This window comes from Thermococcus camini (genome assembly GCF_904067545.1).
In the GTDB taxonomy this organism is placed as follows: domain Archaea; phylum Methanobacteriota_B; class Thermococci; order Thermococcales; family Thermococcaceae; genus Thermococcus; species Thermococcus camini.
Genome location: NZ_LR881183.1, coordinates 534,138 through 561,013, shown reverse-complemented (window position 1 = coordinate 561,013; position 26,876 = coordinate 534,138). Strand labels below are relative to the sequence as shown.

Here is a 26,876-nt window from a genome sequence, read left to right as displayed (position 1 = left end):
TTTATGTTAAAATTAAATCTTCCAGCTGATTAGGTTGCCGCAAATTTTAAAAATACCATTGGCATAAGTTATTATGGTGACATTCAATGATAAAGCAAATAAGAACTCTTCTAGTGTTGGCAGTAATAACACTCTTGATAGCAACGTCGGTATCGGCGGAATGGATACCGCCCAAAGACGGAATGGCAATAGTTCTGACAGATGAGAAGGGAAGAACCCTCAAGGGCTTCTCTGGAGATTATGAAATTCAGGTTCAGGTTGACGTTGCCACTCCTTCCGGCATCAAAACCCTCGGCCACTACAGGATCAAACGCTCCGGATTCTGGAAGCTTGACACTACAAGGAGCATCGTGAAGGTGGCAAACCTGCGGAAACTCCTCCCAAGCATAAGCGAGGAGAAACGCTACGGAGTCAGGGTCTCCGTCTGGATTATAGACAGGGAGAACGGCGTTCTTTACAGGGGCATGGGTTCAACCCTCCTATCGGAGAAGGATTTGCAGGGAACCTCCAAGCGGGTAAAGATAGAACTCCTTGAGAAGGAATCCCTACCAAAGCCCAACCACGCGGGCTGGTACCACTATGAATGGCGCCCGGCAGAAGACTCCTGGGAAGCAGAAGACTACGTTGAGGTTCCCCTGCTGATCATCGATAACAAAGATGGAAAAGGAAAGCTACAGGGCTCAATTTCTTTAAGAGCAGATTACAGGACGGAGTTCTCGGCGACTTTAGCGTATGGAACTGACCTGGAGGCAAAGTTCAGGAGTGGCGATCCGGTTAAGGTTCTGTCATCGTCAGTGACGATATACGGAAAGAAGTGGGTTCCAGTTGAAGGCCACTATTACTTTGGAGACATCGTGGACGTTCCCAAGGGCAAGATGGGTTACATATACATCAAAGCCAAGCCGTACTACAGACACGAAAAAGAATACATCTGTGCCTGGGGGATGGGTGCTTATGGCTGCAGTGAGACTGGCAGGGAGAGAATAGACGTCGGGATATATGATGTAAAGGCAAGTAAAGGTGTCAACGGATACATAATTGACGGTGGAATCTCCCTCGGCAGTCCGGATTTTGACCGAACGTTCTTTAGATTCACTAAAGAGAGCCTACAGCATCCACTTGCAACGAACAAAGGTATAACTCTGGCGTATATGTTCCAGGCGATTGGTGGAAAGTGCGGCGTCAAGTTTGGCATTGGAATTCCTGTGGGAGCAATTGCAGTTGCCTTTGGTGCACCAGCGCCCGTCGCAGGATTAGCGGCATCGGTTCAGTATGAGAAAGCCGGAAGTGTGACAGTAGATGGAACCATAAAAGAGAACGGTCCTTCAGTGATTATTCACGCCTTCAAGAGTTCCCAGAAGTACAAGTTCAAGACGGGCTGGTTCAGCTCGTGCTCGGTGGAGATTCCAATGGGATTCTACGTGAAGAGCAGTTAGGCCGCTTTTCCCCCACCTTTCTATTCCCTCTCTTCCCCCAAATGACGAGACTTTCAGAAAAAAGTAAGGATAACCAGGAATCAGTCTCCAATCGCCCTCTCCAGAAGCCCAAGTCCCAGCTCAAGGTAATCTTTAGCTTTCTCCTCGCCCTTCGCCTCGCTGAAGACCCTGATTATCGGTTCGGTCCCGCTGGCCCTGACCAGAACCCAGCCGTCAGGGAAGAGAATCTTCGTCCCGTCCGTTGTGTCCACATCGTAGTCCTTCTCCCTGGCAAGCCCCGCAACCTTCTCGACTATCGCCTTCCTGTCGCCCTCCACCTTTCTTTTCGTTTTGAACTGGTAGTACTTTGGAAGCTCATCGATCAGCTCGCTGAACTTCTTGCCCGATTTCGCGAAGATTTCGACTATCTTTGCTGTGGTCATCGCCCCGTCCCTGCCGAGGACAAAGTCCGGGAAGATAACGCCGCCGTTCTCCTCGCCACCGATTGTTCCGTTGTGCTCAAGGAGCGCGCGAGCAACGATGAGGTCGCCGACTCTGGTTCTCATAACCTCCGCGTTGTTCCTCTTTGCTATATCGTCGAGCAGGTTGGAGGTGGCTATGGTTGTAACCAAAAGTCCACCGCCGTTCTCCCTCAGAACGGCATCGGCAACGAGCGCGAAGGTCTTGTCACCCTGAATAAAGCGTCCGTTCTCGTCTATGAACACCGCCCTGTCGGCGTCGCCGTCCTGGGCAACCCCAAAGTCTGCACCGAGGGCTTTTACAATCTTCATAAAGCCCTTAAGATTTTCCTCGTTCGGCTCGGGGTTTCTGGCCGGGAAGTGGCCGTCAGGATGGGCGTTGACGCTAACCACTTTGCACCCAAGCTCGCGCAGGAGGTATGGGAGCGTAAGTGAACCAGCGCCGTTGGATGTGTCAACGACGACGAATGGCTTCCTTTTCCTGATCGCCTCGACGTCAATCCTGGCTTTTATCGCCTCGATGTAGGGCCCGATGATGTCCTCCTCCCTGACTTCACCTATCCCGTCCCATCTTGCCCTGTCAAAGTCCTCGCTGAAGAAAACCTCCTCAACTATTGCCTCCCTCTCTTTCTTCAGCCCCATGCCGTTGGGTTCAAGCAGCTTTATGCCGTTGTACTCAGGTGGATTGTGGGAAGCTGTTATAACTGCCCCGCCATCGGCATTGAAGTGAGCAGTCGCGAACTGTATCGCGGGGGTTGGGGCTATTCCGACGTCTATGACGTCACAGCCAGTACTTAAAAGCCCGCTTATAAGGGCGTTCTTTAGCATCTCCCCGCTGATGCGGGTGTCCATGCCGACCACTACGAGGGGCTTCTCCCTTCCCTCGCGTTTGAGCATCGTTCCGAAGGCCATACCCATCCTGAGGGCAAACTCTGGGGTTATCATCTCGTTCGCTATTCCCCTGACGCCGAAGGTACCGAACAGCCTTCCCATTGCAATCACCTCACATTAGAGCACTGGCGAAGTTGATTATCATCATCACGAAGATGTAGAGCCCGTAGACGAACGCTCCGGCCTGAATCAGGGAGACGAGTATCTTCAGCGGCTTCCACTTGCCGGAAAGCAGGGGAACGGGCATGCCTATCAGTATCGCGGCAAACAGGTAAACCACCGCGTTCTTTATGGCCGAATAGTCCACGGGTATGTTTATTTGCGGATAGGTTATGGTGACCTCCTGTCCCTGGACCGTGAAGGTTATATCGGCGTTCTGCAGACCAACGACGATTATGTAGGACATTATGAGCACGAAGAGCAGCGTGGGCAGAAGGCTGAGCGAAAGGGAGGATAGGGAGCTGCTGAACCGCTCCCACCCGTCTCCGCAGTTCTTGACCTTCTCATCCTCAGCCATTATCACTCCCTCCCGAAATCGTCCTCAAAACGAACTATATCGTCCTCACCCAGGTATTCCCCTATTTGGGTCTCGATGACCTCAAGAACCACCTTTCCAGGATTCTCAAGCCTGTGAACGACGCCGGCTGGAATAAAAGTGCTCTCGCCCGGCCGGAGGAGGATTTCCTTCTCCCCGACGCGAACCTTTGCCGTGCCTCTAACCACCACCCAGTGCTCGCTCCTGTGGTAGTGCATCTGGAGGGAGAGCTTCTTGCCCGGCAGAACGGTGAGGCGCTTTATCTTGTAGCGTTCGTTCTCCTCAAGGACTGTGTAGCTTCCCCAGGGACGATATGCAGTCCTGTGGACAAAGACCCTCTCGTCGCCGCGCTCCTTGAGCAGTTTGTAAACCTCCTTAACGCGCTGGCTCTCCCCACGGTGCGCGATGAGAAGGGCGTCGTCCGTGTCTATTATTATGAGGTCCTCAACACCGACCGTCGCAGTCAGGCGCTCCGTCATCACGAGGTTGTTCCGGGAGTTCAGGGGAATGTACTCCGACTTCCTGCTGCCAATCTTTACGGCATTTCCGCTCTCGTCCTTTCCCATTACCTCGTAAATGGCGTCGAAGCTGCCCAGGTCGTTCCAGTAGACGTTGAGGGGAACAACAGCCGCTCTGTCCGTTTTCTCCATGACTCCGTAGTCTATGCTGATGTCAGGGGCGACGCGGTAGGCTTCATCCACACTCTCCGCGTTCTCAAAGGCCTCATACACGTCGGGAGCGTGTTGGCGGATCTCCTCAATGAAGACCTCAGTATCAAACATGAACATGCCGCTGTTCCAGTAGTAGCCGTTCTCAACGTAGCGCTTGGCAGTTTCGAAGTCCGGCTTCTCCTTGAACTCATCGACGCGGTAGCCGAGGAGCTCGTCACCCTCCTGCAGGGCCTCGCCCGGCTTTATGTAGCCGTAGCCGGTGTGAGGCTTGGTCGGCTTTACCCCGAAGGTAACCAGATAGTTTTTGGCGAGCCTCTCCGCGTTCCTGAAAGCCCTTTCATAGGCTTCGTTGGCCTCTATCAGGTGGTCGCTTGGAAGAACGGCGACGATTGAATCCCCAAAGGTTTCCTCAACCTGCTTTATGCCCCAGTAGATGGCCGGCAGGGTGTTCCTTCCCTCCGGTTCGAGCAGGATATTCTCCTTCGGAAGCTCCAGGCCGAGCTCCCTGATGTCGTCGAGAACCCTGAACTTGTATGCCTTATTGGTCACGACGAATATTTCATCCGGCTTTGAGAACCCGAGATTGAGCACCCTTTCCACGGTTCTCTGGAAGAGAGAACGATCGTCCAGGAACCGAACGAACTGCTTCGGCATCAGCTCCCTGCTCAGCGGCCAGAGGCGCGTTCCCTTGCCCCCCGCAAGAATAAGCGTCTTCATGGTAACCACCCCTGATTTCTGCACAATACTTGGGCCCATTTGTTTTTTAACCTTGGCGAAGGAAAAAATCAGCGGAGGGCAAACTCACCGACGAAGGCGGAGCTGGATATGGTGTCACCGATTCCGACGGTGCTCCTTGGCCTCGCCACTATCTTCGTGGGGACGAAGGAGAGCTGGTAGCCGTCGATCTCAGCGATGCCGTTCTTCATGCCGTATTCCCTGGCAAGCCTCTCCTCCACCGCTCCAGCCTTCTCGTTCACCGGGACGTCCATGGCCTTGACCACGTCATCTATCGAACGGACGTCGCCGAGCTTCGCCTTGGCTGCAGCAGCTAAAGCCGCAAAGAGCAGAGCATCTCTAACGAACTCGCCCTTGTAGTCGGTCAGTGCCAGATAGTAGCCGTAGGTGTGGAAGTGAATCCTCCTCACGCCGGTCCTCTCGGCAAGCCTTAGCATGGCCTCGGTGACCGCGATTGGGTCCACAGGGTCATCTGCGAGGAGCTTCTCGGCGAGGCCCTTCTCTTCCATGACCTCCATTATCGATGCCAGCTCGACCTCGTTGAGACCGACGCTATGGAAGGAGCCGAGAATCTCAACGAGGGCCTTTCTGACTTTCTCATCGGCCGTAAAGGCGAACTCAAGGTGAACAGGGACGTTCCTCTCGCCCAGGATTTCAAGGTGCCTCTTCATTTCCCCAAAAGGCTCACGGTAGTTTTCTCTCGTCAGGGTCTGAAGGCCGCTGATTATTGCCAGCCTCGCCCTTCCGGCTATCTCCCCGAAGTGCTCCCTGAACTCGGGCCTTATGTAGACGTTCGGGTTGTAGTCATCGGCCGCGCCGATGAAGCGGTTCTCCCTTGGAGATTCGAAGTCAAGGACCCTGAACCCGCGAGGGAACTCGTAGATGTAGTGGATGCAGTTCTCCTCGTCGGCCTGGAACTCCTTCGGGTGGACGAGCCTGAGCTTTCCGTCTTCAACTTTGGGGACGTAGATCGGCCCGTCCTTGAAGAGGTCCGCCTGAAGCCTCGAAACCTGGGGAACGTGGGCTATTACCGGAACGTTGTAAACGCCGCCGAGGAGATTGGCCATTATCCCAACCTGTCCTCCCATCCTGAGTTCGTCCCAGCCCCAGCGCCTCATGTAGAACCTAACGGTGCAGCTCTCGACGAAGAGCTCCGCCGCCTTGCCCCGCTTAACGCTCCAGAGGATTCCGCCGAGAAGCTGTTCAACGGAGGTTATCTTCTCCGGAAGCTCCTCGGAGTACCTCATGATCTCATCTTTTCTCACACTGTTTATCCGCCGCTCCAGATCTGCGGAGTCCAGGTACTTTATGGCGTCGATGTTCGTGTTGTACGCGAGGAGAACCCCACCGATTTTCCCGATGTTTCTTCGAACTTTATCGAAGGCCGATGAGTAGAGAGCGTCCCAGAGCATTATATCACCGGGAGTGATGTAACTGCTGAAAGTTAATAAGGGTTGCGGTGAGAAGAAGAAAAATCAAGGGTTCACTCCTTCCACTTCGGGTTGTCCACAACCCTGACTTCTCCGTTCTCCTCGATGACCAGTTTGGAGAAGCCCTTTTCTTTTATACTCCCGTAGTCGTGGCCGGCATCGGCCGGATATATCGCCAGGAAGATGAACGGCTCGTCGCCCGTGTTAACCGTCCTGTGGGCCCAGTATGGCGGGACGTAGACGACCGTCCCGGGCCTCATCTCTATCCATTCGGCCTTTCCTTCGGGGGTCTGGAGGAGCATTCCGCCCTTCCCCTTGATGCCGTAGTATATCTCCGCCCTGTCAGCTTTGGAGTGGTAGTGGCCCTTGGTGAAGAAGAACTCCTTTCCAACCTTGCCCGGGTAGAGAACCGTCGTGGCGAAGTTCAGGTCTCCATCCTTCTCTTCCTGCTCAATTGCGTAAACCTCGTAAACGACCGGGTTCTCCTTGAGAAGCTCTTCGTAGGCTTTTTCATCGACGAAGTATCCCTTCAGATCGCCGAGCCTTCTGACGAGCTTTTTGGCCCCGGGAATGACACCGGTTTCGAGGTCAATATCAACACCCAGCGGGTTCTTGTACTCCATTGGAATCACCGTGATAGAAGTGAGGGTGGGCCTATTTAACCTTTCCCTTCTGTATCACCGAAAGTGTTACAGCAGTCTGAAGAGGAGGTAGGCGACGCCGATGGAAACCGCCCATGCCCCGGCGTTCCAGCGAACGACCTTGGAGCCGTCCAGCGGCGGGAACGGGAGCAGGTTGAAGAAGGCCAGCCACAGATTGACCGTTGCCGTCGTCCTGAAAATCCACCAGAGGGTGGTGAATGGGTGAGTGGTTCTTAAAACAACCAGAGCTACTATGCCAACGGCTATGTTGGTAAGCGGACCCGCGAGGGCTATCTTTCCAAAGGCCTCCCTGGAATCAACGGCGTAGGGAGCGTAGACCTGAACGGCACCGAGGGCGGCGAATATCCAGGTGCTCCCCGTGAGAAGGCGCGTCGCTACACCCATGAGAAGCGCCAGAAGTATGCCGGTGTCCCATCTGCGGTAGTACGCCCTGTAGCCGTAGTGCCGCGCAATCTGCCTGTGGGCGAGCTCGTGGAAGAGGAACGCCGTCAGAACTGCCACGGCCGCGTAGGGGAGGGCGTAGGGGTCAAAGTTGGAAAACAGCAGAGCGAGGACTAGAAAAGAAATCAGCAAATCCTCGATCTCCTTTCTTCCCATGCCGCCCCTGTGAACTCCTTTCCACGGTTCGTAGCCCATCGGAACGCCCCGAGAATTTACCTGCCCTTTACTTCAATCTTCTTGCCGATTACGAGCTCGGCGGCTTTAACGGCGGCGCCACCGCTCCCAACGGCTATCCTCACCTGATCCTCCGGGACGTAAACGACTATCTTGTCCTCAAGCTCCTCGATTTCAAGGATCTTAACGTTGAGCATCTTTTCGAGTCTGTCCTTCATGGCGAATCCCCAAGAATGCTGTGGCGGTTCTAAATATAAAAGTAACGAATCAGTCAAAGTCCCAGATGGTTCTGCCCTTGTAGAACATCATGACGTAGCCGCAGTTCCTGCAGATGACTATCTTCACCTTGTGGGCGGTGAACCCCCATTTGCTGTCTATCTTCCCTCATCAACGCTGAAATCCGTCCCCCCGCAGAGCGGGCAGACCAGATGCCTCCTTTCCATCATACCGCCCCCGTAGTCCAGTAGGGCGAGAGAAACCTTCTCTCCTTCGCCCTATCGAGGAGGTGCTCTATCCCGGGCTTGTGGCCGAGGCCGACAACGGCTACAACCCTGGGCCTCTTAACCCCCCAGAGCTTGAGGTTCTCCACGATTGAGATCAAATTCCTCGCCATGACCTCGTTGCGCTCCTCGACCAAGACGCGGTAGAGGTAGGGGTATCTCCTCCGAAACTGAATCATCATGACCCTGTACTCCGCCATCGGGTCGGCTATTTCACCGGACTTAACCGGCAGGAATATTCCAAGCGCCTCCAGGGCCATGAGGAGCTTCTCCCTTCCCGGTGCGGCGAGAATCTTTGAGAGTATGAGGTTTATGTCCTCGTCTATGAGGTAGAGGGGAACGCCAAGGGTTTGAGCGGCGTTTATGGCAGCTTTCATCTCCTCTCCGGGCTTCATGCCAAACTCCTCACCGAGCTTCTCCTCGACCTTGGCTAAAACGTAGTTTATCAGCCCCTTCCTGCCGAAGCGCAGTGATTCCTCCAGAGTGAGTTTTTTCTCCTCGTTCATGGCCAGGAAGCGCGCCCTGTCGAGCTCTATAGCAACAGCATGGGGTCTCTCACTAAGTATCGTCCTGAGGACCTCCTCCCTGCTCCTCGGCGAAACATGCATCGTGCCTATGAGCCTGACGTAACGAAGGTAGCTCATCCTCTCTCCTCCAGAAGGTTTCTCACACTGAATTCGCCGGATTTAAACTCCAGGACATCAAAATCCCTCGGAACTACGAAATCCACTCCAAAATCACGGCATATTCGCGAGGCCCCGCTCGTGTATTCGTCGTAGGTGTAGCGGAAGGCCCTGTGGAATAACGCCAGAAGCTTCACCTTGGCCCTCTTAGCGACCTCACAGGCTTCCTCCACCGTTGAGTGGTAGCTGTCGCCCCTATGGGCCGGATCCAGATAGGTGGCCTCATGGATTAGAAGATCCGCCCTCTCGGCGAAGAGCCTGACCCTTTCAGCGGGCTCGGTGTCGCCGGTGTAGGCTATCTTGAGTCCCTTTCTCCTCGGCCCGGTGACGTCCTCAAGGTAAATCGTTTTTCCGTTCCACTCGATTTTACCTTCACGCTCAAGCTTCCCAAGTATCGGGCCCTCGCTCAGGCCGTATTTCCTCAGCTTCTCCGGCAGGAACTTCCCGCGCCGGTCTTTTTCCCTAAAAACGTAGCCCAAAGCCGGAATCCCATGCTCGACCTTGAATGACCAGATTTCATATCCATTGAACTTCAAGCGGGTTTCCCCAATCTCGTGGACGTGTATCTCAAAGCCCGGCCTGAAGAAGCCGCTCTGGAGGAAGTGCTGGACGAACTCGAAGGTGTATTTGGGGCCGTAGATATGGAGCGGTTTTTCCCTGTCCCACAGGTTCATCGTCTGGATCAGCGCGGCTAAACCGAGGTAGTGGTCGCCGTGGAAGTGGGTGATGAAAATCTTTTCCACCTTCATTGGGCTGAGTTTAGCGGTGTTCATCTGCCTCATAGTGCCCTCCCCGACGTCGAAGAGTATAATCTCACCATTGTAGCGGAGCGCTATGGCCGGGACGTTTCTCTCCCTGGTGGGCATTATGCCGCCCGTGCCGAGGAAAATCACTTCGAGCATGTTACATCATAGGAAGGGGGACTTAAAAAGCTCTCCCAAGAGTTATAACCGATAATCGTAACACGATGGGTGAAAAACCTTTTATATTTCAAAGTCCAATGGTATCATGAGTTTACTTAGGTCTGCTCTTTTGCAGGTCTTTGTAAACTCCTATCGAAAGGGGGCGAATTTATGAAAAAAGGAACTGCCCTTCTGGTTTGGTTATTTCTTATCATCTCCCTACTTGCCGTGCCCTCCCATTCAGTGAAGGCTGGAGAGGCCGACCTTCTCTATGGTTCCGGGGGAATGGTGATAGCGAACGAAGAGATCATCATAGGCGACAGGGGAGACTACATCTGGGGCTATGAAAACGAGACCGGTGGCTACGTCGTCCAGTTCCACACCGGCTATGAAAAGTGGGACGAGCTCGTCTCGTGCGATGTCAACGGCGACGGAAAGGCGGAGATAATCCAGGGAGACAGGAGCACCGATAAGATATACATCTACACCATGACCGGCGATGAGCTTGGGAAGCACGACGTGAACTTTGAGGAAGGGGACGATCTGGCATGCGGCGACGTTGACGGGGACGGAAAGGAGGAGATAATCTTCGCCGACAGGAACAACTGGATAAAGGTCTTTGACGGGAACTTCAACGTCCTGGGCAAGTTCAAGGTGGATGATTTTGAGATAGGCGATTCGATAGGGGCCGGCGATTTTGACGGCGACGGGAAAGCGGAGATAGTCCATGCCGACTACGACGAGGATACCGTGAGGATATACGACACAAGCGGCAACGTCATGGGGAGCTTCTCAACCGAGGACTACTTCAACCTCAAGGACAGGGACGAACTCGCAACCGGCGATGTGAACCTCGACGGACTGGACGAGATAGTCATAGCGAGCCGGGACACCCCGACGGTAGGGATACACGTTTTCTCCCTGGGCAAGAACGGCGGTCAGTACAAAGCTTCGGAGATAGCCAAGTTCACGGTCCCCTTCAAGAAGGGAGACAGGATAGCGGTTGGCGACGTCAACACCGACGGCGTTGATGAGATACTCTGGGCATCGCAAGATGGATACGTCAAGGCCTACAACATGGGGGGAGAACTGCTCAACGGACCGAAGGGCCTGAAGACGGAGTTCACCTACGGGGCCGGACTGGCGGTTGGAGATGTGAACGGCGATTCCATAATCGTCGGACCGCCAAACAAAGCAACTATGAGCGTCGTTGACGAGGTGATAGCGGTCATCAACGCACCGCCGGTGGACTTTGATGTGATAAACGATACCGGGGTTTTCTACGCGGAGTACAAGAACAAGAAGGGAGAGAAGCAGGTGGCATCGGTCAAGGCCACCCACGACGTCAAGATGACGATAGGACTCACCGTGAAGACTGGCAGCATGAAGCTCGGGGGCGGGAGTGAGTTTTCCCTAAAAACCTCCCTTGGCTTCAAGATGCAGAGGGAAACCGGGAAGTCCTATGAGACTGCGATAACCTACAAGATGCTCTCGGACATGGCCGATGGAGCGCTCTACGTGAGCACTGACTACGACATCTACGAATTCCCGATAATAAGCCCTCCCGAGCTTGCCATCATCAACGGCGAGCAGCAGTACATCCTCGTCAGCATCCCCAAGGGGCCGCCCAACGTCCACTTCGTGAACTACGACTCCCAGCTGCACGAAATAGGGGACATCAACACATACCCCACGAAGATAACCGAGCTGAAGAACTATGAGGTCGGGAACGTCCTCGGAGTTTTCACAATCGAAGCTGGAAAGGTTGGAAGCTCCTACGAGCAGTACACGAAGCAGCTGAACTGGAAGAAGAGCAAGAACACCTTCACCGTCGGTGTCTCCCTGAGCGCCAAGGGAGGCGGAGGCGTCTCGGGGATCACGACCGTCGAGGGCAGTATGGAGGGGAACTACGGATATGAGAGGGTCAGCACCCACGAAGTGACCTTCTCCGACGAAACGAGCATCCTGGTCGCGTATGAAGGCAGGATAGATGAGGGGGACAAGTGGTACAACGCCACCGGCGTTATCTACACGGACAGCGAGGACGGGCATTTAGTTCTCGACTTCTACGTGCCGAGCAAGGGAGACTACTACAAGAACCGTGAAAACAGCCCGATAGTGTTTAACTTTGGGTTCCTCCACTTCAACTACAACGTCCTCCTGGCAATGGACAATCCCCCCGAGTGCACCATGGAGGTAACTCCCACAGCCGGGAAGAGACCACTAAAGGCGAACTTCCAGCTCCACCTGAACGATCCCGACAACGACACCATGCGCTGGGAGCTCGATTTCGGGGACGGCTTCAGCGTTGAGGGCAACGGGAGTGAACTGGACCACGTCTACGACAGAGAAGGAGTTTACAACGCACTCCTCACGGTCTACGACTCATGGGGCAAGAACTCGACGTGCAGCGCAACCATCAACGTCCAGCAGAACAAAGAACCCACGGCACTCTTCAGCTACTCCCCCGCGGAGCTGAAGGTCGGTGAAGAGGTAAGATTCATAGACAGCTCTACCGACCCCGATGGAAAAGTTGCAGGCTGGAACTGGAACTTCGGAGACGGAAGCACCTCGACCGAGAGGAACCCCAGGCATACCTATTCTCAGCCGGGCAAATACACCGTCCTGCTGACGGTCGAGGATGAGAGCGGCCTTAAGAATGCCTACTTCAAGGAGATAACCGTTGAACCAAGGAACTACCTGCCCACCGCGGACTTCACATTCCTACCGAAGGAGCCGAAGGCCGGGGAGGAGGTAAGCTTTGCAGACAAGTCCCACGACAGGGATGGGGAAGTGGTGAGCTGGAGCTGGGACTTTGGAGACGGAAGCACCTCAAGCAAGGCCGAGCCTGTTCACGCCTTCGAGAAGGCCGGCAACTACACTGTAACGCTGACGGTAACGGACGACGCAGGAGGGGAGGACGTCAAGAAGATCACCATAACCGTAAAGCCTCCAGAAATCTCAACAACGACGGAAACGACTTCAACCGAGTCCCCAACTCCAACCCCGTCAGAAACGACTTCAAAAACCACCTCAAGCACTCCTGGCGGAACTGCCGGTTCCCCAGAACCCAGTTCCTCCAGTGCGAGTCCATCTCCAACCAGCCCAGGTGGTACCTGCGGCCCGGGACTGATGGCGGTTCTGGCGATCCTGGTTGCCCTCTGGAGGAGGCGCTGACTCCTCCATTTAATTTTGACCAAAGCGTTAAATACCTCCTGACGGCTAATTATTCTGAGGTGTTCTGAGATGGAGGAGATTCTGAAGGCAATCGAGGAAAAGGACTGCAAAAAGGTTGCAACCCTTCTGTACCACAGGGTTGACGAGCTGGGCGACGAGGAGCTTAAGGAAGTCCTCGAAAAGGCCGAAAAGCTCGCCCTGGAGTGTGGAGATTTCGAACTGTACAAGCTCACCGTTTACTACTTCCACGAGCTTCTGGGCATAGACAAGCTGAGCGAGTTTGAAAAGATGGCCGAGGAGAAGGACACCTTTGAGGTAAAGTTCGAGCTTGCCGACCTCTATTACCTGATAGGGGAGCTTGAAAAGGGCCTCGACCTTTACAGGGCACTGCTTGAAGAGGAGACCGAGAAGGGGAACAGGGAGAACATAGCGAAAATCTACTACGCCATGGCACTCATCCACGAGGAACTCCAGGAGTACGAGAAGGCCATAGGGCTCATGGAAAAGGCGGAGGAGATATACCGCGAGCTCGAAAACGAGGACGAGGTTCTGAGGATAGCCATCCACAAGGCGTACGTTCTCTTCGAATCCGGGGAAACCTACGAGGCAAAGGCAATGCTCGCCGGTCTTCTACCAAGGGTCTTAGACAAGAGCGACCTCCTCGTTGAGATACACCTCAGCTTCGAGGAGATATTTGAGGAGGACGAGAACTACGATGCCGCTTTGCAGGAGTGCCTCTACGCACTGATTCATGCCAGAGGAAGCGACTACGAGGATATCGCCTTCGGTTCGCTGATGGACGTCCTCTGGCAGCTGTTCCTTGAGGACGACTTCGAGACGGTTTACCTGCACATGGATATGTTCGCCAAAGCAATGCCGGAGCTGGCGGACTTCTTCGAGGCCGTGAAGGCGATAGCCCTCTACAAGGACGGCAAAATAGAGGGAGAGGAAGCAAGCAAAGCCCTGGAAAAGGTCAAGGACCAGCGCCTGCTTGACCTCCTGGAGTTCCTCGGTGAGGCGGAGCTCTGATTCCCCTTTTATCTTCTCTCAGGACAGGTGTGTGCATATGCACAAACTTTATATTTGAAGATTTTTTCATAGTATTGGTGGTTCCATGAGAATCGCGGTCCCCCTTAAGGATGATAGAGGGCTGGAGAGCGAGGTCTGTGAGCACTTTGGCAGGGCAAAATATTTCGCGTTCGTTGAGGTCGATGATGCCACCATCAAAGGTTTCGAGGTCGTCGAGGTTCCCTTCGAAGAGCACGGCCCAGGTGACATCCCAAACTTCGTGAAGGAGCACGGTGGGGAAGTTGTGCTTGCCTACGGGATGGGGGGAAAGGCCATGGCATACTTCGAGGGCCTTGGAATAACCGTCGTCACCGGGGCCTACGGGAGGGTTAAAGACGTCGTTGAGGCCTTCATACACCAGGTTCTTGAGGTCGACCCCCACTGGAGGGAGAGGATAGAGGCGACGAAGCACCAGTGAAAAAGTTTTTAAATGAAATTTTTTTCATTTAATTTGGTGGTCGTATGGGAATCAAAGACTTCGCACCGAGCTGGTTCGCGAGCGTTATGGGAACCGGTGCTCTAGCGCTCGTGAGCGAGGCATACTCGGGGAAACTCCCACCCCTCGGAAAATTCGCAGAGCTTCTGACTTACATCAACACCGTTCTGTTCTTCGTCCTGCTGGTGCCCTGGGTTCTGAGGTGGCTAAGATATAGAGAAGACGCCCTCGGTGACTTGAGGCATCCCGTCATATGCCACTTCTACGGCACAATAGCGGTGGCAATGCTCGTCCTCTCAGCGGACTACCTTTTCATCCTCCGGAGGGAATTCGTTGCAGTGGTATTCTGGGCCACAGGAACAGTTCTCACGGTGTTCTTTGCCCTGCTGATTCCATACCTGATGTTTATCGAGGGGGAAATAGACATCAGAACCGTGACCCCCGCGTGGTTTATTCCCCCGGTCGGATTGATAGTGATTCCACTCAGCGGCTCGGTGATAGCCTCAACACTCGCTGGAGCCGCCAGGGAGGCCACATATGCGATAAACTACTTTGCCTGGGGCTCCGGCTTCTTTCTCTACCTGGCGCTCTTTGCGATAGTCATGCACAGGTTCATAGCCCACGAACCCCTGCCATGCGGTATGGCGCCCGCAGTATGGATAAACCTCGGACCCATCGGAGCCGGAACTTCAACCCTCTACGCGCTAATAAAGGCGAGCGACTTCGTAACGGTAAAGGAGCCTTTCTTAGTCTTTGGACTGCTCCTCTGGGGTTTTGGAATATGGTGGCTTCTCATGGCGATTCTGATGACGCTCCACTACCTCAGGAAGCTCAACCTCCCCTACAGCCTCGCCTGGTGGGCCTTCATATTCCCGCTTGGAGCCTACGTCAGCGCGACCTTCAACGTAGGGACAACCTTCGGGATAAACGCCATCACAGACTTTGGATTCGTCCTCTACTGGCTCCTCCTGGCGATATGGCTGGTCACTGGAGGTCTTACGCTCAGAAACTTCGCCTTCAGAGGTTCAGAGCAACGAGAAGCGTCTTAAGGGCTATGAGGTACATTATGACCCCTATCATCTTTTTCACCTGGTCGGAGCTCATCTTAAAGTGCATCAGGTGCGTTCCAAGCCAGCCCCCGACTATTGCAGGAACGGAGACCCAGAGGAGCAGTTTTAAGTCCAAAGTTCCCATACCCCAGTATGTTAAGAAACCGCTGAGGGAGGAAAAGAAGACGATTAAAGCCGTTGTCGAGGCAACTTTCTTTGGCTCGTAGCCGAGAAGTATCAATGCGGGACTGATTATTCCGCCTCCCCCAACACCGAGGAGTCCACCCAGAAAGCCTGCTATTCCACCGATGAGCGAGCCTTCAATGACGTGGTTTCCCCCTCCCCTCCGCTTTCTGGGCCGGAAAAAGAGCATCATCGTGCCCGAGTAAAGCAGGAAGAGCACGAAAACGACAAGGACAATGCGATGAGGTATGAACTTCCCGGAGTATGCACCAATCGGAGACATAGCCGTGGCCATGATGAGGATTGGCAGGCCGAATCGAACGTCGAGCTTGCCATGTCTGATGTTCTTCAGCGTTGCGGAGAGCATTGAGAGTGTGTTGATGAACAGACCGGTTGGTTTCGCGGTCATGAGAGGAACCCCAAGCCAGCCCATGACCGGGACTATGGCTATTGCAGAACCAACACCCCCTATCGAGAAGACGATACTGAGGATAAAGGCAATCAGTGCGAGTTCAGGGTAGTTCGTTTTAGGTCACCCAAACAAAATGAGAAGAACCTCATTTAAAAATTTTCTCATCCAAAAAGGTGTTAAACAGGAGAGTCGAGTTCAATACATGAACCCCAAAACCAGGGTCGCTTTAGTCCTCTCGCTAATCTCGCCCTTCTTCGCAGAGGTGCTGAGCGGTTCTACCCCACCCCTAGAAGTCCTCACGAATCCCCTCTCGTTTCCGTTTCTGTGGGCCTACTACGGTGCTGGCGTTCTCCTCGTCCGCGAGGCCTGGATCAGGTGGGGGAGGAACTACGTTAGGCTCATGCTCCTCGGCTTTGTCTATGGAATCGTGGAGGAGGGGCTCGTCATAAAGTCGTGGTTCAATCCGAAATGGCCAGACCTGGACGTTTTCAGCGTTTATGGGAGGGTATGGGGAGTTAACGCAGTCTGGGCGGTGTGGCTGACGATGTTTCACTCCCTGATGAGCATAGCGATGCCGATAATGGTTGTCGATGCCCTCTATCCAGAGTTCTCCAATGAAACACTCCTTGGAACGCGGGGGATAACCGTGGCGGCACTCTCTTTCGGAGCCTCCGCTGCGGTGTTCTCAGCGTTCCTGGCCCAGTACCGCCCGCCGGCAGTTCAGTATTCCCTCACCATTCTCCTCACGGTGCTCCTGCTGATCCTTGCAAGGAAGGTAAAAAGGGAGACTCTCTTCAAGCGCGGCATTCCAAGGAGACATCCCTTCGTCTATGGCTTCACTGTCTCCTTCGCGTTGTTCTTTATCTTCACAGCCTTCCCCCATTCCTCAGTACACCCCGTTGTGCCCTCTGTCCTCGGACTTCTGGTAACCCTCCACTTCTACTCCACACCCTCCCATCTGGACGAGAGGAGAAAGTATGCCCTGGCCCTGGGCTTCCTGGCCTTCTGGCTCGTGCCCTACGATGTAATCCTAGAGCTCAACGGCGTGAGGGGTGAGGCCCTCCTAGGCGTGGTCACCTTTGCGGTTCTCGCGTGGAAGCTTAGGGGAGTGTCTGTCATCGGGCATTTTCGGTGAACGTGAACTTCAACGCTCAGAAGAACTTCCCGAACATGTACTGGGGGATAGGGCACTGAACGATCCTTCTGGCCCAAAGACAGTCGGCACAGCTCGGCTCGTTGCCCCAGCAGTCGATGTCGCTCGTTTTCACGAAGTCACAGGAGTCCTGAAGGGGACAGTCAGTACACGAGGGGTACATGTAGTTCTTCATTGTAAAGCGGAACCATGTGTATCTTTCGCTGGTCCATATCTCGGCGAGGCTCTTCTCGCGGACGTTTCCAAAAGAGTACGCGTTCACCTTCTTCTTTCTGCCAAAGATGTACTCGTAGTAGGTGTGAAGGAAGCGGTAGCAGGGGGCAACCTCCCCATCCCACCTGATAACGGCCACGTTGTTCTCGTCGAAATCACACTGCCGCTCGGTCTTCAGCTCGAAGTATGGTATCTTCACATAGAGGCCCTCGTGGGCGACCTTGTAGAGTTCGTCCACTATGGGTTCAATCTCAACGCTCCCGTCATATATGATGTCATCGACCTGCTCCTCGGTCATTGGAAGAAGGTTCGAAACAAGCAGGGCATCGACGCCAAGGTCTTTAAGGTACCTCGCAAGATCCGGCAGTTCCCTGTAGTTCTCCTTCGTCAGGACGACCTCGACGCCTATGCTAGGCCTGTGGGTTCCAGCCTCCGCCCGGTATTTCACGAGCTTTTTTATCTTATCCGCGGTAACAGCAGCCGCGATATGCCCCAGGGTTATTGCGTTCTGAACCGTTGGGACGGTGTCCATGGAGAAGTATATCAGCTCAACGCCGAGTTCGGCGAATTCCCGAAGCATGCTGTCCGTAAGGAGTGTTCCGTTGCTGCTCATGCCGAGGGCAAAGCCGCGCCTCTTGACCTCACGCACCATGTCCATGAAACGCGGATGAACCGAGGGTTCACCGATTCCACCGAAGTATATCATTCTAAGCTCAGGAAACTCCTCGGCATCGTCGAGTATCTTGATAAAAAGCTCCCAGTCCATGTCACCCTCGCTGTCCTCCCAGTACTGCTTGAAGCACATCTCGCACTTCAGATTGCATCGGCTTGTAGTCTCTATGTAGAGATACTTCATATCGAGCTTCGGCCTGACTATGACCTTTCCGTCCCACAGGGTGAAAGTGTACTCCTTATCGAGTTTTATTCCCATCTCAACCGCCTCCGGCGAGACTGCCGGACATCATGTTACCACCTTAAAGCATCATCTCAGTAGAAGGCGCTAAAAACCTTACTGGATAAAAGTGTGTAAAAGATAAAAGAATTCACAGGAATTCCTCAATGCCAAGCTCCTTCGCTTTCTCCGGTGGAACCTTTCCGTCCGGGGTCCAGCCGCGGAGAGCGTAGTAGCGCGGCAGCATCTCCTTGAGCCTGACGACGTGGCCCTTGTTCGGACCCTCTGGCATGGGCTCCTCAAGGAAGCGCTTCGGCAGGCTGTCGTCCCTCTCCGGGTCGAGACCAGCCTTGAGGTTGAATATTCTCTCGGCGTTCCAGATGCGCTCGCCTATCTTGAGGTACTCCTCCGTCGAGAAGTCCCAGCCAAGGGCCGCGTTGAGGAGGTCTCTGAAGTCATCCGCGCCGAGGCCAAAGGTCGTGAAGAGACACAGGCCGGCGGCATCGATGACCGCGCTGAGGTTCTGGAAGACTATCAGCATGTTGACCTTATCGTCACTTATGTCGTGCGGATCCATCTTGTATGGGTAGCCGAGTATCTCAGGGCTTATCATGTAGTTCTTTATGTGACAGCCGCCGCGGTTGTTGGTGGCGTAGCCAAGACCGTGTCCCTCTGCTCCCCTTGGGTCATAAGCAGGGAGCTCGAGCTTCTTAACGCCCATAAAGTACGCGGTTCCGTTGAACATCTCAGCCAGGCGGTAGCCGCCCTCGGCGAGCTTGTCGCCGAAGTCCTTCCTGTAAGCGATCTTCTCGATGTAGTAGTGAAGAACCTCCGTGTTGCCCCATCTGAAGGGCGGCGCGTCCTCCCCAACGTCCTCGGGCTTGAGAAGGCCCTTATCCCATAGCTCCATGGCCGTGGCCAGCGTTCCACCCGTCGAGATCGTGTCGAGACCGTATTCATCACAGAAGTGGTTGGCCTCGATTATGCTGGCCAGGTCGTTTATGCCCAGGTTGGCTCCCAGGGCCCAGATGCTCTCGTACTCCGGCCCCTCGGTAACACCAACGCTCGGTAGCTTGTTGACCCTGCCACATCCAATGGGGCAGGCATAGCACGGCTGGTTTCTGATCAGATACTTGGCGGTCATGCCCTCGCCGCTCTGCTCTTCCGCGTACTCAAAGACACCGGTCTGGAAGTTGCGGACGGGATAAAGGCCGTTGGAGTTTATGATGTTAACGAGAACCGCGGTTCCGTACTTTGGAAGGCCTCCGCCGGCAACGGGGTCGTTCCTCAGCTTGTTAACCTTCTCCTTAACGACCAGCATGAACTTCTGCTTGTCCGCAATGGGAACCCTCTTGCTTCCTTCCACCGCTATAGCCTTGAGGTTCTTGCTTCCCATAACGGCTCCAACACCTGCCCTTCCCGCGGCACGGTGGCCGTCATTGACGATGGCCGCGAACTTGACAAGATTCTCTCCCGCAGGCCCTATGCTGGTGATGCGGAGCCTCTTACTTCCGATTTCCTTTCTAAGCGCTTCCTCCGTCTCGCTGACAATCTTGCCCCATAGATGGCTCGCATCACGTATCTCAACGTTCTCATCTTTGATATATATGTAGACAGGCTTCTCCGCCTTGCCCTCAATGACTATGGCATCCCAGCCGGCGAACTTCAGCTCGGCGCCGAAGTAACCGCCAGAGTTTGACATCGTTATGAACCCAGTCTGAGGACTCTTGGTAACAACGTTGTACCTTCCACCCGTTGGGGCACTGGTTCCGCTCAGCGGTCCGGGTGTAATTATCAGCTTGTTCTCGGGGCTCAGGGGGTCCACCTTCGGATCCATCTCTTTCAGAAGAAGGTATATTGCCAGTCCCCTGCTGCCAAGCCACTTCTTGGCCAGTTCCTCGTCGTACTCCTCAACCTTAACCTCTCCCGTGGAGAGGTTTACACGCAGAAACTTACCCCAGTTGCCATACATGGACATCGCCAAAGAATAAATGGACATTAATGCCTATAAATATTGGCGAAAATAAAGGAGGTTGCGAAAACAAATGTGTTAAACAGGTATGTTGACATCGACGGGGAATAATGAGCAAATAACCGTTGTAAACCCTCAGATCTTCCCCGTGTTTAAACCTCCGCAGGATTCACAGAATGCGGAGAAGACATCGAGACCACGGGACAGGATCAACCTCGATGTTCACCTATGGTTTATAACGCAGCCACTTATAAATGACGAAGAGAACATTCTAGCGGTGGTGTCATGCACGAGTGGGCACTGGCAGATGGTATAGTTAGAACTGCCTTAGATTACGCTGAAAGGGAAGGCGCGTCAAAGCTCCTCGCGATCCAGGTCGTTCTCGGCGAACTCCAGGACGTCAACGCCGAGATAGTCGAGTTCGCAATGAAGGAGCTCCTCAAGGGGACGATAGGAGAGGGGGCAGAGATAGAGTTCATCGAGGAAGAGGCGGTTTTTAAGTGCCGCAACTGCGGTCACGAGTGGAAGCTGAAGGAGGTCAAAGGAAACTTCGACGAGCGCATAAAGGAGGACATACACTTCATCCCCGAAGTTGTTCACGCCTTCCTCGCCTGTCCGAAGTGCGGTAGCAGGGACTTCGAGGTCGTCCAGGGTAGGGGAGTTTACATAAGCGGCATAAAGATCGAGAAGGAGGGAGAGGCATGATAAGCATAGACCCCCGCGTCAAGGGCATAGAGGGCAGGCTTGAAAAGGTGAAGCGCATAATCCCCGTCGTCAGCGGGAAGGGCGGCGTTGGAAAGTCGCTCGTCTCAACAACCCTCGCCCTTGTTCTGGCGGAGAAGGGTTACAAGGTTGGACTGCTTGACCTCGACTTCCACGGCGCGAGCGACCACGTGATTCTCGGCTTCGAGCCCAAGGAGTTCCCCGAGGAGGAGTACGGTGTAATCCCGCCGACGGTTCACGGAATAAAGTTCATGAGCATCGTCTACTACTCCGAGGACAAACCCACACCCATGAGGGGCATGGAGATAAGCGATGCCCTCATCGAGCTCCTCGCCATAACGCGCTGGGACGAGCTGGACTACCTCATCATAGACATGCCCCCCGGCCTCGGCGACCAGTTCCTCGACGTGCTGAGGTTCCTCAAGAGGGGCGAGTTCCTCGTCGTTGCAACGCCGTCAAAGCTCTCCATGAACGTTGTTGAGAAGCTTTTGACCCTGCTCAGGGAGAGGGAGCACAGAATCATAGGAGTCGTCGAGAACATGGTTCTCCGTCCGGGGCAACTCGACGAAAAGGATGTTAAAAAGCTCGCGGAGCGCTACAACGTCCCATACCTTGCCGGAATACCCTTTTATCCGGACCTCGAATCCAAGATTGGGAACGTTGAAGAGCTCCTGAAGACCGAGTTCGCGGAGAAGATAAGGAAAGTCGCGGAGAAGATTTAGCGAAGGGTTTTTCTTTTCTTCATTGCAAAGGCTTAATGGGTGAAAGCATGGAAGTGCGAAAGCTGATTCATGACACAGTAATCAACGTCTGCAGGGAACAGGGAGTTAATGTAGTTGAGATAATACTCTTTGGGTCGAGGGCCAAGGGCACCTCCAGAGAAGGCAGCGACTGGGACATTCTGCTCGTCACGGAGAACCAAGTGAAATGGAGAAAAAGAGTGCATCTTACCGGGGAAATAAGGAAAAGACTTGCGAAGAAGGGCCTAGCCATGGACATCCTCGTTGTATCCAAGGAGGAGCTTGAAAGGCTTAGGGACTCTAAGGAGTACATATACTACTATGCCATTAGGGAGGGTATCCCAGTATGAGTTATCTCGATTGGATACGAAAGGGAGAAGACGACCTCAGGTTAGCCGAACTCGCATTGGAGAATGATATTCCTGACTATGCTGCATTTCATGCCCAACAGGCCGTTGAAAAGTTTCTAAAGGCATTCCTTCTCAAAAACAACAAACCGCTGGTAAGAACTCATGAGATAGCTTACCTTATTGAGAAATGTAAAGAGATAGACCCCTCTTTTGAAGAACTCTACAACTTAGGAGCTCATTACCTCTCGGACTTTGCCGTTGAGGTTAGATATCCTGGTTACTACCCTGTGCCAAAAGAACTAGCAGAGGAAGCAATAAAAACTGCAAAACAGGTTCTGGATTTTATCATTCGACGGCTGGGGGAATAAATTTATGAAACTCTCCGAACTCCTCAGAAAGGCGAAACGTGTCGTCGTCTGCGGAATAGGGAACGAGGTTAGGGGTGACGATGCATTCGGCGTCCTCGTTGCCGAGAGGCTGAAGGAGCTGGTGAAAAGCCCAAACGTTCTCATCCTCAACTGCGGGGAGGTTCCGGAGAGCTACACCGGGAAGATAACAAAATTCGAGCCGGATCTGGTGGTCTTCGTTGATGCAGTTGACTTCGGCGGGGAGCACGGTGAAGTCATACTCGCCGACCCAGAAGGAACGCTCGGAGAGGCGGTCTCGACCCACAGCCTGCCGCTCAAGGTTCTGGTGGGCTACCTGAAGACGCGCCTCAACGCGGAGTTCGTCCTCATCGGTTGCCAGCCGGCCGTTCTGGGCCTCTTCCAGGAGCCGAGCGAGGTAATAATCGAACGGGCGAAAACACTCGCAGAATCGCTAGCCAGGCCCCTTGGAGGTGGTTGAGTGGATTGGAGGACTCTGTATCTCATCGCGGGAGCGCTGTTTATCCTCGCCTTCCTCCTGGACATCAGGGCCGAAGAAAATCGAAGCGAGACCCTGAAGGACCTGTTTCTCGGGCTGGCGTTTCTAGCGTGGTACGCTGAGATGTCCCTTCCGGCGCTCGTATTCGTCGCTGCCTCCGTCATAGTGTACTATCCGGAGATGCGGAAGCAGTGGATCAGACGGAGGTATGGCTAACCTTCAGTCAGCGGCGTCCCACTGAGAAGCTTCCCCTTGAAAACTTTTCTCGGTGCAGCATGCTTTAGATCCGCGGTTGAAAACCAGAGGTTTAAAAAATCCCTAAAAAGGCCTGTGAGAACTAATCACAGGTGAGAGAAAATGTGCCTAGCGATTCCAGGAAGGATAATCGAAATCACAGGAAAAACCGCGGTTGTAGACTTTGGGGGCGTGAGGAGGGAGGTTCGCCTCGATCTGCTCCCTGAGGTAGGGGTCGGGGACTACGTCATAGTTCACACGGGTTTCGCAATAGAGAGGCTCGACGAGGAAAGGGCACTGGAGATACTCGAAGCATGGGCCGAAGTGGAGAGAGCCCTGGAGGGATGAACGTGGCCGACGTCCTGAACGCCTTCAAGGACAAGGAGCTGGCCCAGAAGGTCGTGAGGAAGATACGTGAGGAGGCGAAGGGCCTCGATGAGCTCCGGTTCATGCACGTCTGCGGAACGCACGAAGACACTGTAACCCGCTCCGGGATACGCTCCCTCCTTCCGGAGAACGTCAAGATAGTCAGCGGGCCGGGCTGTCCCGTCTGCATAACTCCGGTCGAGGACATCGCCAAGATGCGCGAGATTATGAAGGAGGCCTACGCGGAGGGAGACAGGATAATCCTGACCACCTTTGGGGACATGTACAAAATACCAACTCCCCTCGGGAGCTTCGCGGATTTGAGGGGCGAGGGTTACGACGTGCGCGTTGTTTACTCAATATTCGACACCTACAAGATAGCCAAAGAGAACCCGGAGAGAACCGTCGTCCACTTCAGTCCCGGTTTTGAGACGACAACGGCTCCCGCCGCTGGAATGCTGAACGCCGTCGTTGAAGAAGGCCTAGAGAACTTCAAGATATACTCCGTCCACCGCCTAACTCCCCCGGCCGTTGAGGCCCTCGTGAAGGCCGGAACGCGCTTCCACGGGCTAATAGATCCGGGTCACGTCTCAACGATAATAGGCGTCAAAGGCTGGGAGTACATAACGACCGACTACGGCATACCTCAGGTCATAGCGGGCTTTGAACCTGTGGACATGCTGATGGCCATTCTGCTCCTCATACGGATGGTTAAGAACGGCGAAGTCAGGATACTCAATGAGTACACGAGGGTTGTAAAGTACGAGGGCAACGTAACGGCTCAGAGGCTCATCGAGAAGTTCTTCGAAGTCAAGGACGCCAGGTGGCGCGCCCTTGGGATAATGCCGAAGAGCGGCCTCGAACTGAGAAAGGGGTGGAAGGAGTTCGAGATAAGGACGTACTACGATCCAGAGGTTCCGGAGCTTCCAGACCTCGAAAAGGGCTGCATCTGCGGCGCCATCCTTCGCGGTCTGGCGCTGCCCCCACAGTGCCCGCACTTCGGCAAGACCTGCACGCCGAGGAGTCCAATAGGGCCGTGCATGGTCTCCTACGAGGGAACATGCAGCATCTTCTACAAGTACGGAGCTTTGTTCTGACACCAAAGGTTGAAAACTCCTCTCCGGTTTTTAACTTTTGGTTTTAGAAACCTATAAAGGCCCGAATTACGAAGAAGAAACCGGTGAGAGGAATGAAAGCTTACAGGCTTCACGTTCAGGGCATCGTTCAGGCCGTCGGCTTCCGGCCCTTCGTCTACAGGATAGCCCACGAGCACAGCCTGAGGGGCTACGTCAAGAACCTCGGCGATGCCGGCGTTGAGATCGTCGTTGAGGGCAGGGAGGAGGACATAGAGTCTTTTCTGCGAGACCTCAGGGAGAAGCTTCCCCCACTCGCGCGGATAGAGACGATAAAGAAGAAGGAGCTCCCTCCACAGGGCTTCGACCGCTTTTACATCGAGAAGAGCTCCCTGGGCGGGGAGGGTGGGGATTCAATAATCCCGCCGGACATAGCGATATGTGACGACTGTCTGAGAGAGCTATTTGACCCAACCGACAAGCGCTACATGTACCCATTCATAGTCTGCACCAACTGCGGACCCAGGTTTACAATCATCGAAGACCTCCCCTACGATAGAATCAACACGACGATGAGAGAGTTCCCGATGTGCGACTACTGCGAGAGCGAGTACCGAGACCCGCTCAACAGGCGCTACCATGCGGAACCAGTCTGCTGTCCGGTCTGCGGGCCATCTTACAGGCTCTACACGAACGACGGAGAGGAAATCATTGGAGACCCGCTGAAGAGGGCGGCGGAGCTGATAGATAGGGGATACATCGTCGCCATCAAGGGGATAGGCGGAATCCACCTTGCCTGTGACGCCGCCAACGAGGAGGCAGTCGCGGAGCTGAGGCGGAGAACCTTTAGGAAAGCCAAGCCCTTCGCGATAATGGCGAAGGACGTCGAAACGGTTGAGGAGTTCGCCTTCTTAAGCAGGGAAGAACTTGAGGAGCTGACCTCCTACAGGAGACCGATAATAACCCTCCGCAAGAAGGAGCCGTTTCCCCTGCCTGAAAACCTCGCACCGGGACTGCACACCATAGGCGTCATGCTCCCCTACGCGGGAACTCATTACATACTCTTCCACTGGAGCAGGAGCAGGGTTTACGTCATGACTTCAGCCAACTACCCGGGCATGCCCATGGTGAAGGACAACGACCGGGCCTTCGAGGAGTTAAAGGACGTTGCCGACTACTTCCTCCTCCACAACAGGGAGATACTCAACCGCGCGGATGACAGCGTCGTCAGGTTCGTCAACGGGAGAAGGGCGGTGATAAGGCGCTCCCGCGGCTTCGTGCCGCTACCCATAGAGATACCCTTCAACTACCGCGGTTTAGCAGTGGGAGCCGAGCTTCTCAACGCCTTTGGCGTCGCCAAGAACGGGAAGGTCTACCCCAGCCAGTACATCGGGAATACCTCGAAGATCGAAGTCCTTGAGTTCATGGAGAAGGCCATAGAACACTTCAAGAGAATTCTCCGCGTGAACGAGTTCGACCTCATCGTTTCAGACCTGCACCCGAGCTACAACACCACTAAACTCGCCATGGAGATGGCAAACGAGCTAAACGTGGAGTTCCTCCAGGTGCAGCACCACTACGCACACATAGCGAGCGTTTTGGCCGAGAGGAAGCTGGACGAGATGATAGGTATAGCCGTTGACGGCGTCGGCTACGGGACGGACGGCCACACCTGGGGAGGAGAGGTTCTCTACCTGAGCTACGAGGACGTTGAAAGATTGGCCCACATAGACTACTACCCGCTCCCGGGCGGAGATCTGGCCAGCTACTACCCACTAAGGGCCCTGATGGGAATTCTGAGCAAGGTCTATAGCATAGATGAGCTCGAGGGGATAATAGAGGGATGCTGCCCAAAGGCCATCGAGAGCCTCCGCTATGGAAAGGTGGAGTTCAACGTCGTGCTGACCCAGCTGGCGAAGGAGGTCAACACGAGCTACGCGTCCTCAACCGGCAGGGTCCTCGACGCCCTCTCGGTTCTCCTCAACGTTGCCTACAGGCGCCACTACGAGGGCGAGCCGGCAATGAAGCTGGAAAGCTTCGCGATGCGCGGCAAGAACGACCTGAAGTTTGAGGTTCCGGTGGAGGGAGAGCTGATAAAGGTTGAGGAGCTATTCTCGCAGGCACTCGACGTCATTGACACCGCCAGTCCCGCGGACATAGCCTACTCGGCACATCTCGCCCTTGGAAGGGCCTTCGCTGAAACAGCTGTGAAGAGAGCAAGAGAGTTCGGTGTCAAGAACGTCGGAATAAGCGGCGGCGTTGCCTACAACGAGCTCATAGTCAAGACCGTCAGGAAAATAGTAGAGGCCGCTGGCCTGAAGTTCCACACAACACACGAGGTCCCGCGCGGCGACAACGGAATAAACGTCGGTCAAGCCTTTCTCGGGGGGCTTTACCTTGAGGGCTACCTGACGAGGGAGGATTTGATGCTGTGAGATAAGGATTTAACTAAA

Annotated in this window: 27 protein-coding genes; 15 read left to right on the top strand and 12 right to left on the bottom strand. The window is 54.4% G+C overall.

All coding sequences use genetic code 11. From position 1 onward, the window contains the following. The first annotated feature begins 86 nt into the window (after window positions 1-86). Window positions 87-1,436, top strand: a complete 1,350-nt coding sequence (locus tag TIRI35C_RS02940) for a hypothetical protein (protein WP_188201664.1) — start codon at window positions 87-89, stop codon at window positions 1,434-1,436. 80 nt (window positions 1,437-1,516) lie between these two features. Here the strand turns inward: TIRI35C_RS02940 and glmM are convergent, their stop codons facing one another. The 9 genes from glmM to TIRI35C_RS02895 all read right to left on the bottom strand — a co-directional run bounded on the left by glmM (window position 1,517) and on the right by TIRI35C_RS02895 (window position 9,518). Beyond that, window positions 1,517-2,887 (bottom strand): phosphoglucosamine mutase, encoded by a 1,371-nt coding sequence (glmM, locus tag TIRI35C_RS02935; protein ID WP_188201663.1) that lies wholly within the window; start codon window positions 2,885-2,887, stop codon window positions 1,517-1,519. A 10-nt stretch (window positions 2,888-2,897) separates the two neighbouring features. After that, on the bottom strand, window positions 2,898-3,302 hold the full coding sequence (locus tag TIRI35C_RS02930; RefSeq protein WP_188201662.1) for a hypothetical protein: 405 nt from the start codon (window positions 3,300-3,302) through the stop codon (window positions 2,898-2,900). A 2-nt stretch (window positions 3,303-3,304) separates the two neighbouring features. Then, window positions 3,305-4,708 (bottom strand): mannose-1-phosphate guanylyltransferase/mannose-6-phosphate isomerase, encoded by a 1,404-nt coding sequence (locus tag TIRI35C_RS02925; protein WP_188201661.1) that lies wholly within the window; start codon window positions 4,706-4,708, stop codon window positions 3,305-3,307. A 68-nt stretch (window positions 4,709-4,776) separates the two neighbouring features. Further along, a complete protein-coding gene (locus TIRI35C_RS02920; protein ID WP_394354743.1) occupies window positions 4,777-6,138 on the bottom strand; it encodes an ADP-specific glucokinase in 1,362 nt (453 codons plus the stop codon). A gap of 71 nt (window positions 6,139-6,209) precedes the next feature. Beyond that, entirely contained in the window at window positions 6,210-6,779 is a 570-nt protein-coding gene (gene pgiA / locus TIRI35C_RS02915; protein ID WP_188202983.1) for a glucose-6-phosphate isomerase, read from the bottom strand. Between the two features lie 66 nt (window positions 6,780-6,845). Continuing rightward, window positions 6,846-7,454, bottom strand: coding sequence for a site-2 protease family protein (locus TIRI35C_RS02910; RefSeq protein WP_246454668.1), 609 nt, complete (start codon window positions 7,452-7,454; stop codon window positions 6,846-6,848). A 17-nt stretch (window positions 7,455-7,471) separates the two neighbouring features. Further along, window positions 7,472-7,651, bottom strand: a complete 180-nt coding sequence (locus TIRI35C_RS02905) for a KH domain-containing protein (RefSeq protein ID WP_139680288.1) — start codon at window positions 7,649-7,651, stop codon at window positions 7,472-7,474. A gap of 224 nt (window positions 7,652-7,875) precedes the next feature. After that, the gene (locus TIRI35C_RS02900) at window positions 7,876-8,577 is read right to left on the bottom strand and encodes a TraB domain-containing protein (protein WP_188201660.1); all 702 of its coding nucleotides are present in this window, start codon (window positions 8,575-8,577) and stop codon (window positions 7,876-7,878) included. Further along, complete coding sequence (locus TIRI35C_RS02895) at window positions 8,574-9,518, bottom strand: ribonuclease Z (RefSeq protein ID WP_167891679.1); 945 nt, start codon at window positions 9,516-9,518, stop codon at window positions 8,574-8,576. Before TIRI35C_RS02895 ends, TIRI35C_RS02900 begins: the two co-directional genes overlap by 4 nt. 285 nt (window positions 9,519-9,803) lie before the next feature. Between TIRI35C_RS02895 and TIRI35C_RS02890 the strand changes: the two genes are divergently transcribed. From TIRI35C_RS02890 to tdt, 4 genes are all read left to right on the top strand, one after another. Beyond that, window positions 9,804-12,695, top strand: coding sequence for a PKD domain-containing protein (locus tag TIRI35C_RS02890; RefSeq protein WP_246454667.1), 2,892 nt, complete (start codon window positions 9,804-9,806; stop codon window positions 12,693-12,695). A 69-nt stretch (window positions 12,696-12,764) separates the two neighbouring features. After that, the gene (locus TIRI35C_RS02885) at window positions 12,765-13,724 is read left to right on the top strand and encodes a tetratricopeptide repeat protein (protein WP_188201659.1); all 960 of its coding nucleotides are present in this window, start codon (window positions 12,765-12,767) and stop codon (window positions 13,722-13,724) included. Window positions 13,725-13,809: 85 nt separating this feature from the next. After that, entirely contained in the window at window positions 13,810-14,181 is a 372-nt protein-coding gene (locus TIRI35C_RS02880) for a NifB/NifX family molybdenum-iron cluster-binding protein (protein WP_188201658.1), read from the top strand. A gap of 44 nt (window positions 14,182-14,225) precedes the next feature. Then, window positions 14,226-15,248, top strand: coding sequence for a TDT family transporter (gene tdt / locus TIRI35C_RS02875; protein WP_188201657.1), 1,023 nt, complete (start codon window positions 14,226-14,228; stop codon window positions 15,246-15,248). Here tdt and TIRI35C_RS02870 read toward each other — a convergent pair. Then, window positions 15,217-15,936, bottom strand: a complete 720-nt coding sequence (locus TIRI35C_RS02870) for a sulfite exporter TauE/SafE family protein (protein WP_188202980.1) — start codon at window positions 15,934-15,936, stop codon at window positions 15,217-15,219. The two genes, tdt and TIRI35C_RS02870, sit on opposite strands and share 32 nt — an antisense overlap. A 109-nt stretch (window positions 15,937-16,045) precedes the next feature. Here TIRI35C_RS02870 and TIRI35C_RS02865 point away from each other — a divergent pair, with 109 nt between their 5' ends. Further along, entirely contained in the window at window positions 16,046-16,978 is a 933-nt protein-coding gene (locus TIRI35C_RS02865; RefSeq protein WP_188201656.1) for a hypothetical protein, read from the top strand. Between the two features lie 16 nt (window positions 16,979-16,994). Here TIRI35C_RS02865 and TIRI35C_RS02860 read toward each other — a convergent pair whose 3' ends face one another. Both TIRI35C_RS02860 and aor read right to left on the bottom strand, forming a co-directional pair. Continuing rightward, on the bottom strand, window positions 16,995-18,140 hold the full coding sequence (locus tag TIRI35C_RS02860) for a tungsten cofactor oxidoreductase radical SAM maturase (protein WP_188201655.1): 1,146 nt from the start codon (window positions 18,138-18,140) through the stop codon (window positions 16,995-16,997). A gap of 112 nt (window positions 18,141-18,252) precedes the next feature. Then, complete coding sequence (gene aor / locus TIRI35C_RS02855; protein WP_188202979.1) at window positions 18,253-20,073, bottom strand: aldehyde ferredoxin oxidoreductase; 1,821 nt, start codon at window positions 20,071-20,073, stop codon at window positions 18,253-18,255. A gap of 285 nt (window positions 20,074-20,358) precedes the next feature. On the opposite strand from aor, the gene hypA reads away from it, so the two are divergent. The 9 genes from hypA to hypF all read left to right on the top strand — a co-directional run bounded on the left by hypA (window position 20,359) and on the right by hypF (window position 26,858). Then, complete coding sequence (gene hypA, locus TIRI35C_RS02850; RefSeq protein WP_188201654.1) at window positions 20,359-20,778, top strand: hydrogenase nickel incorporation protein HypA; 420 nt, start codon at window positions 20,359-20,361, stop codon at window positions 20,776-20,778. Continuing rightward, window positions 20,775-21,518, top strand: a complete 744-nt coding sequence (locus TIRI35C_RS02845) for an Mrp/NBP35 family ATP-binding protein (RefSeq protein WP_188201653.1) — start codon at window positions 20,775-20,777, stop codon at window positions 21,516-21,518. The genes hypA and TIRI35C_RS02845 overlap by 4 nt, the downstream gene beginning before the upstream one ends. Before the next feature lie 47 nt (window positions 21,519-21,565). Then, a complete protein-coding gene (locus tag TIRI35C_RS02840; protein ID WP_188201652.1) occupies window positions 21,566-21,886 on the top strand; it encodes a nucleotidyltransferase domain-containing protein in 321 nt (106 codons plus the stop codon). Continuing rightward, window positions 21,883-22,254, top strand: coding sequence for a HEPN domain-containing protein (locus tag TIRI35C_RS02835; RefSeq protein ID WP_167891668.1), 372 nt, complete (start codon window positions 21,883-21,885; stop codon window positions 22,252-22,254). Before TIRI35C_RS02840 ends, TIRI35C_RS02835 begins: the two co-directional genes overlap by 4 nt. 4 nt (window positions 22,255-22,258) lie before the next feature. Beyond that, entirely contained in the window at window positions 22,259-22,732 is a 474-nt protein-coding gene (locus TIRI35C_RS02830) for a hydrogenase 3 maturation endopeptidase HyCI (protein ID WP_188201651.1), read from the top strand. Next, window positions 22,733-22,966: a hypothetical protein gene (locus TIRI35C_RS02825; protein WP_188201650.1), complete on the top strand. Its 234-nt coding sequence runs from the start codon at window positions 22,733-22,735 to the stop codon at window positions 22,964-22,966. 141 nt (window positions 22,967-23,107) lie between these two features. Continuing rightward, on the top strand, window positions 23,108-23,332 hold the full coding sequence (locus tag TIRI35C_RS02820) for a HypC/HybG/HupF family hydrogenase formation chaperone (RefSeq protein ID WP_014012431.1): 225 nt from the start codon (window positions 23,108-23,110) through the stop codon (window positions 23,330-23,332). Next, complete coding sequence (gene hypD, locus TIRI35C_RS02815) at window positions 23,329-24,447, top strand: hydrogenase formation protein HypD (RefSeq protein ID WP_188201649.1); 1,119 nt, start codon at window positions 23,329-23,331, stop codon at window positions 24,445-24,447. Before TIRI35C_RS02820 ends, hypD begins: the two co-directional genes overlap by 4 nt. Before the next feature lie 92 nt (window positions 24,448-24,539). After that, window positions 24,540-26,858, top strand: a complete 2,319-nt coding sequence (gene hypF / locus TIRI35C_RS02810) for a carbamoyltransferase HypF (RefSeq protein WP_188202978.1) — start codon at window positions 24,540-24,542, stop codon at window positions 26,856-26,858. Window positions 26,859-26,876 lie beyond the last annotated feature (18 nt).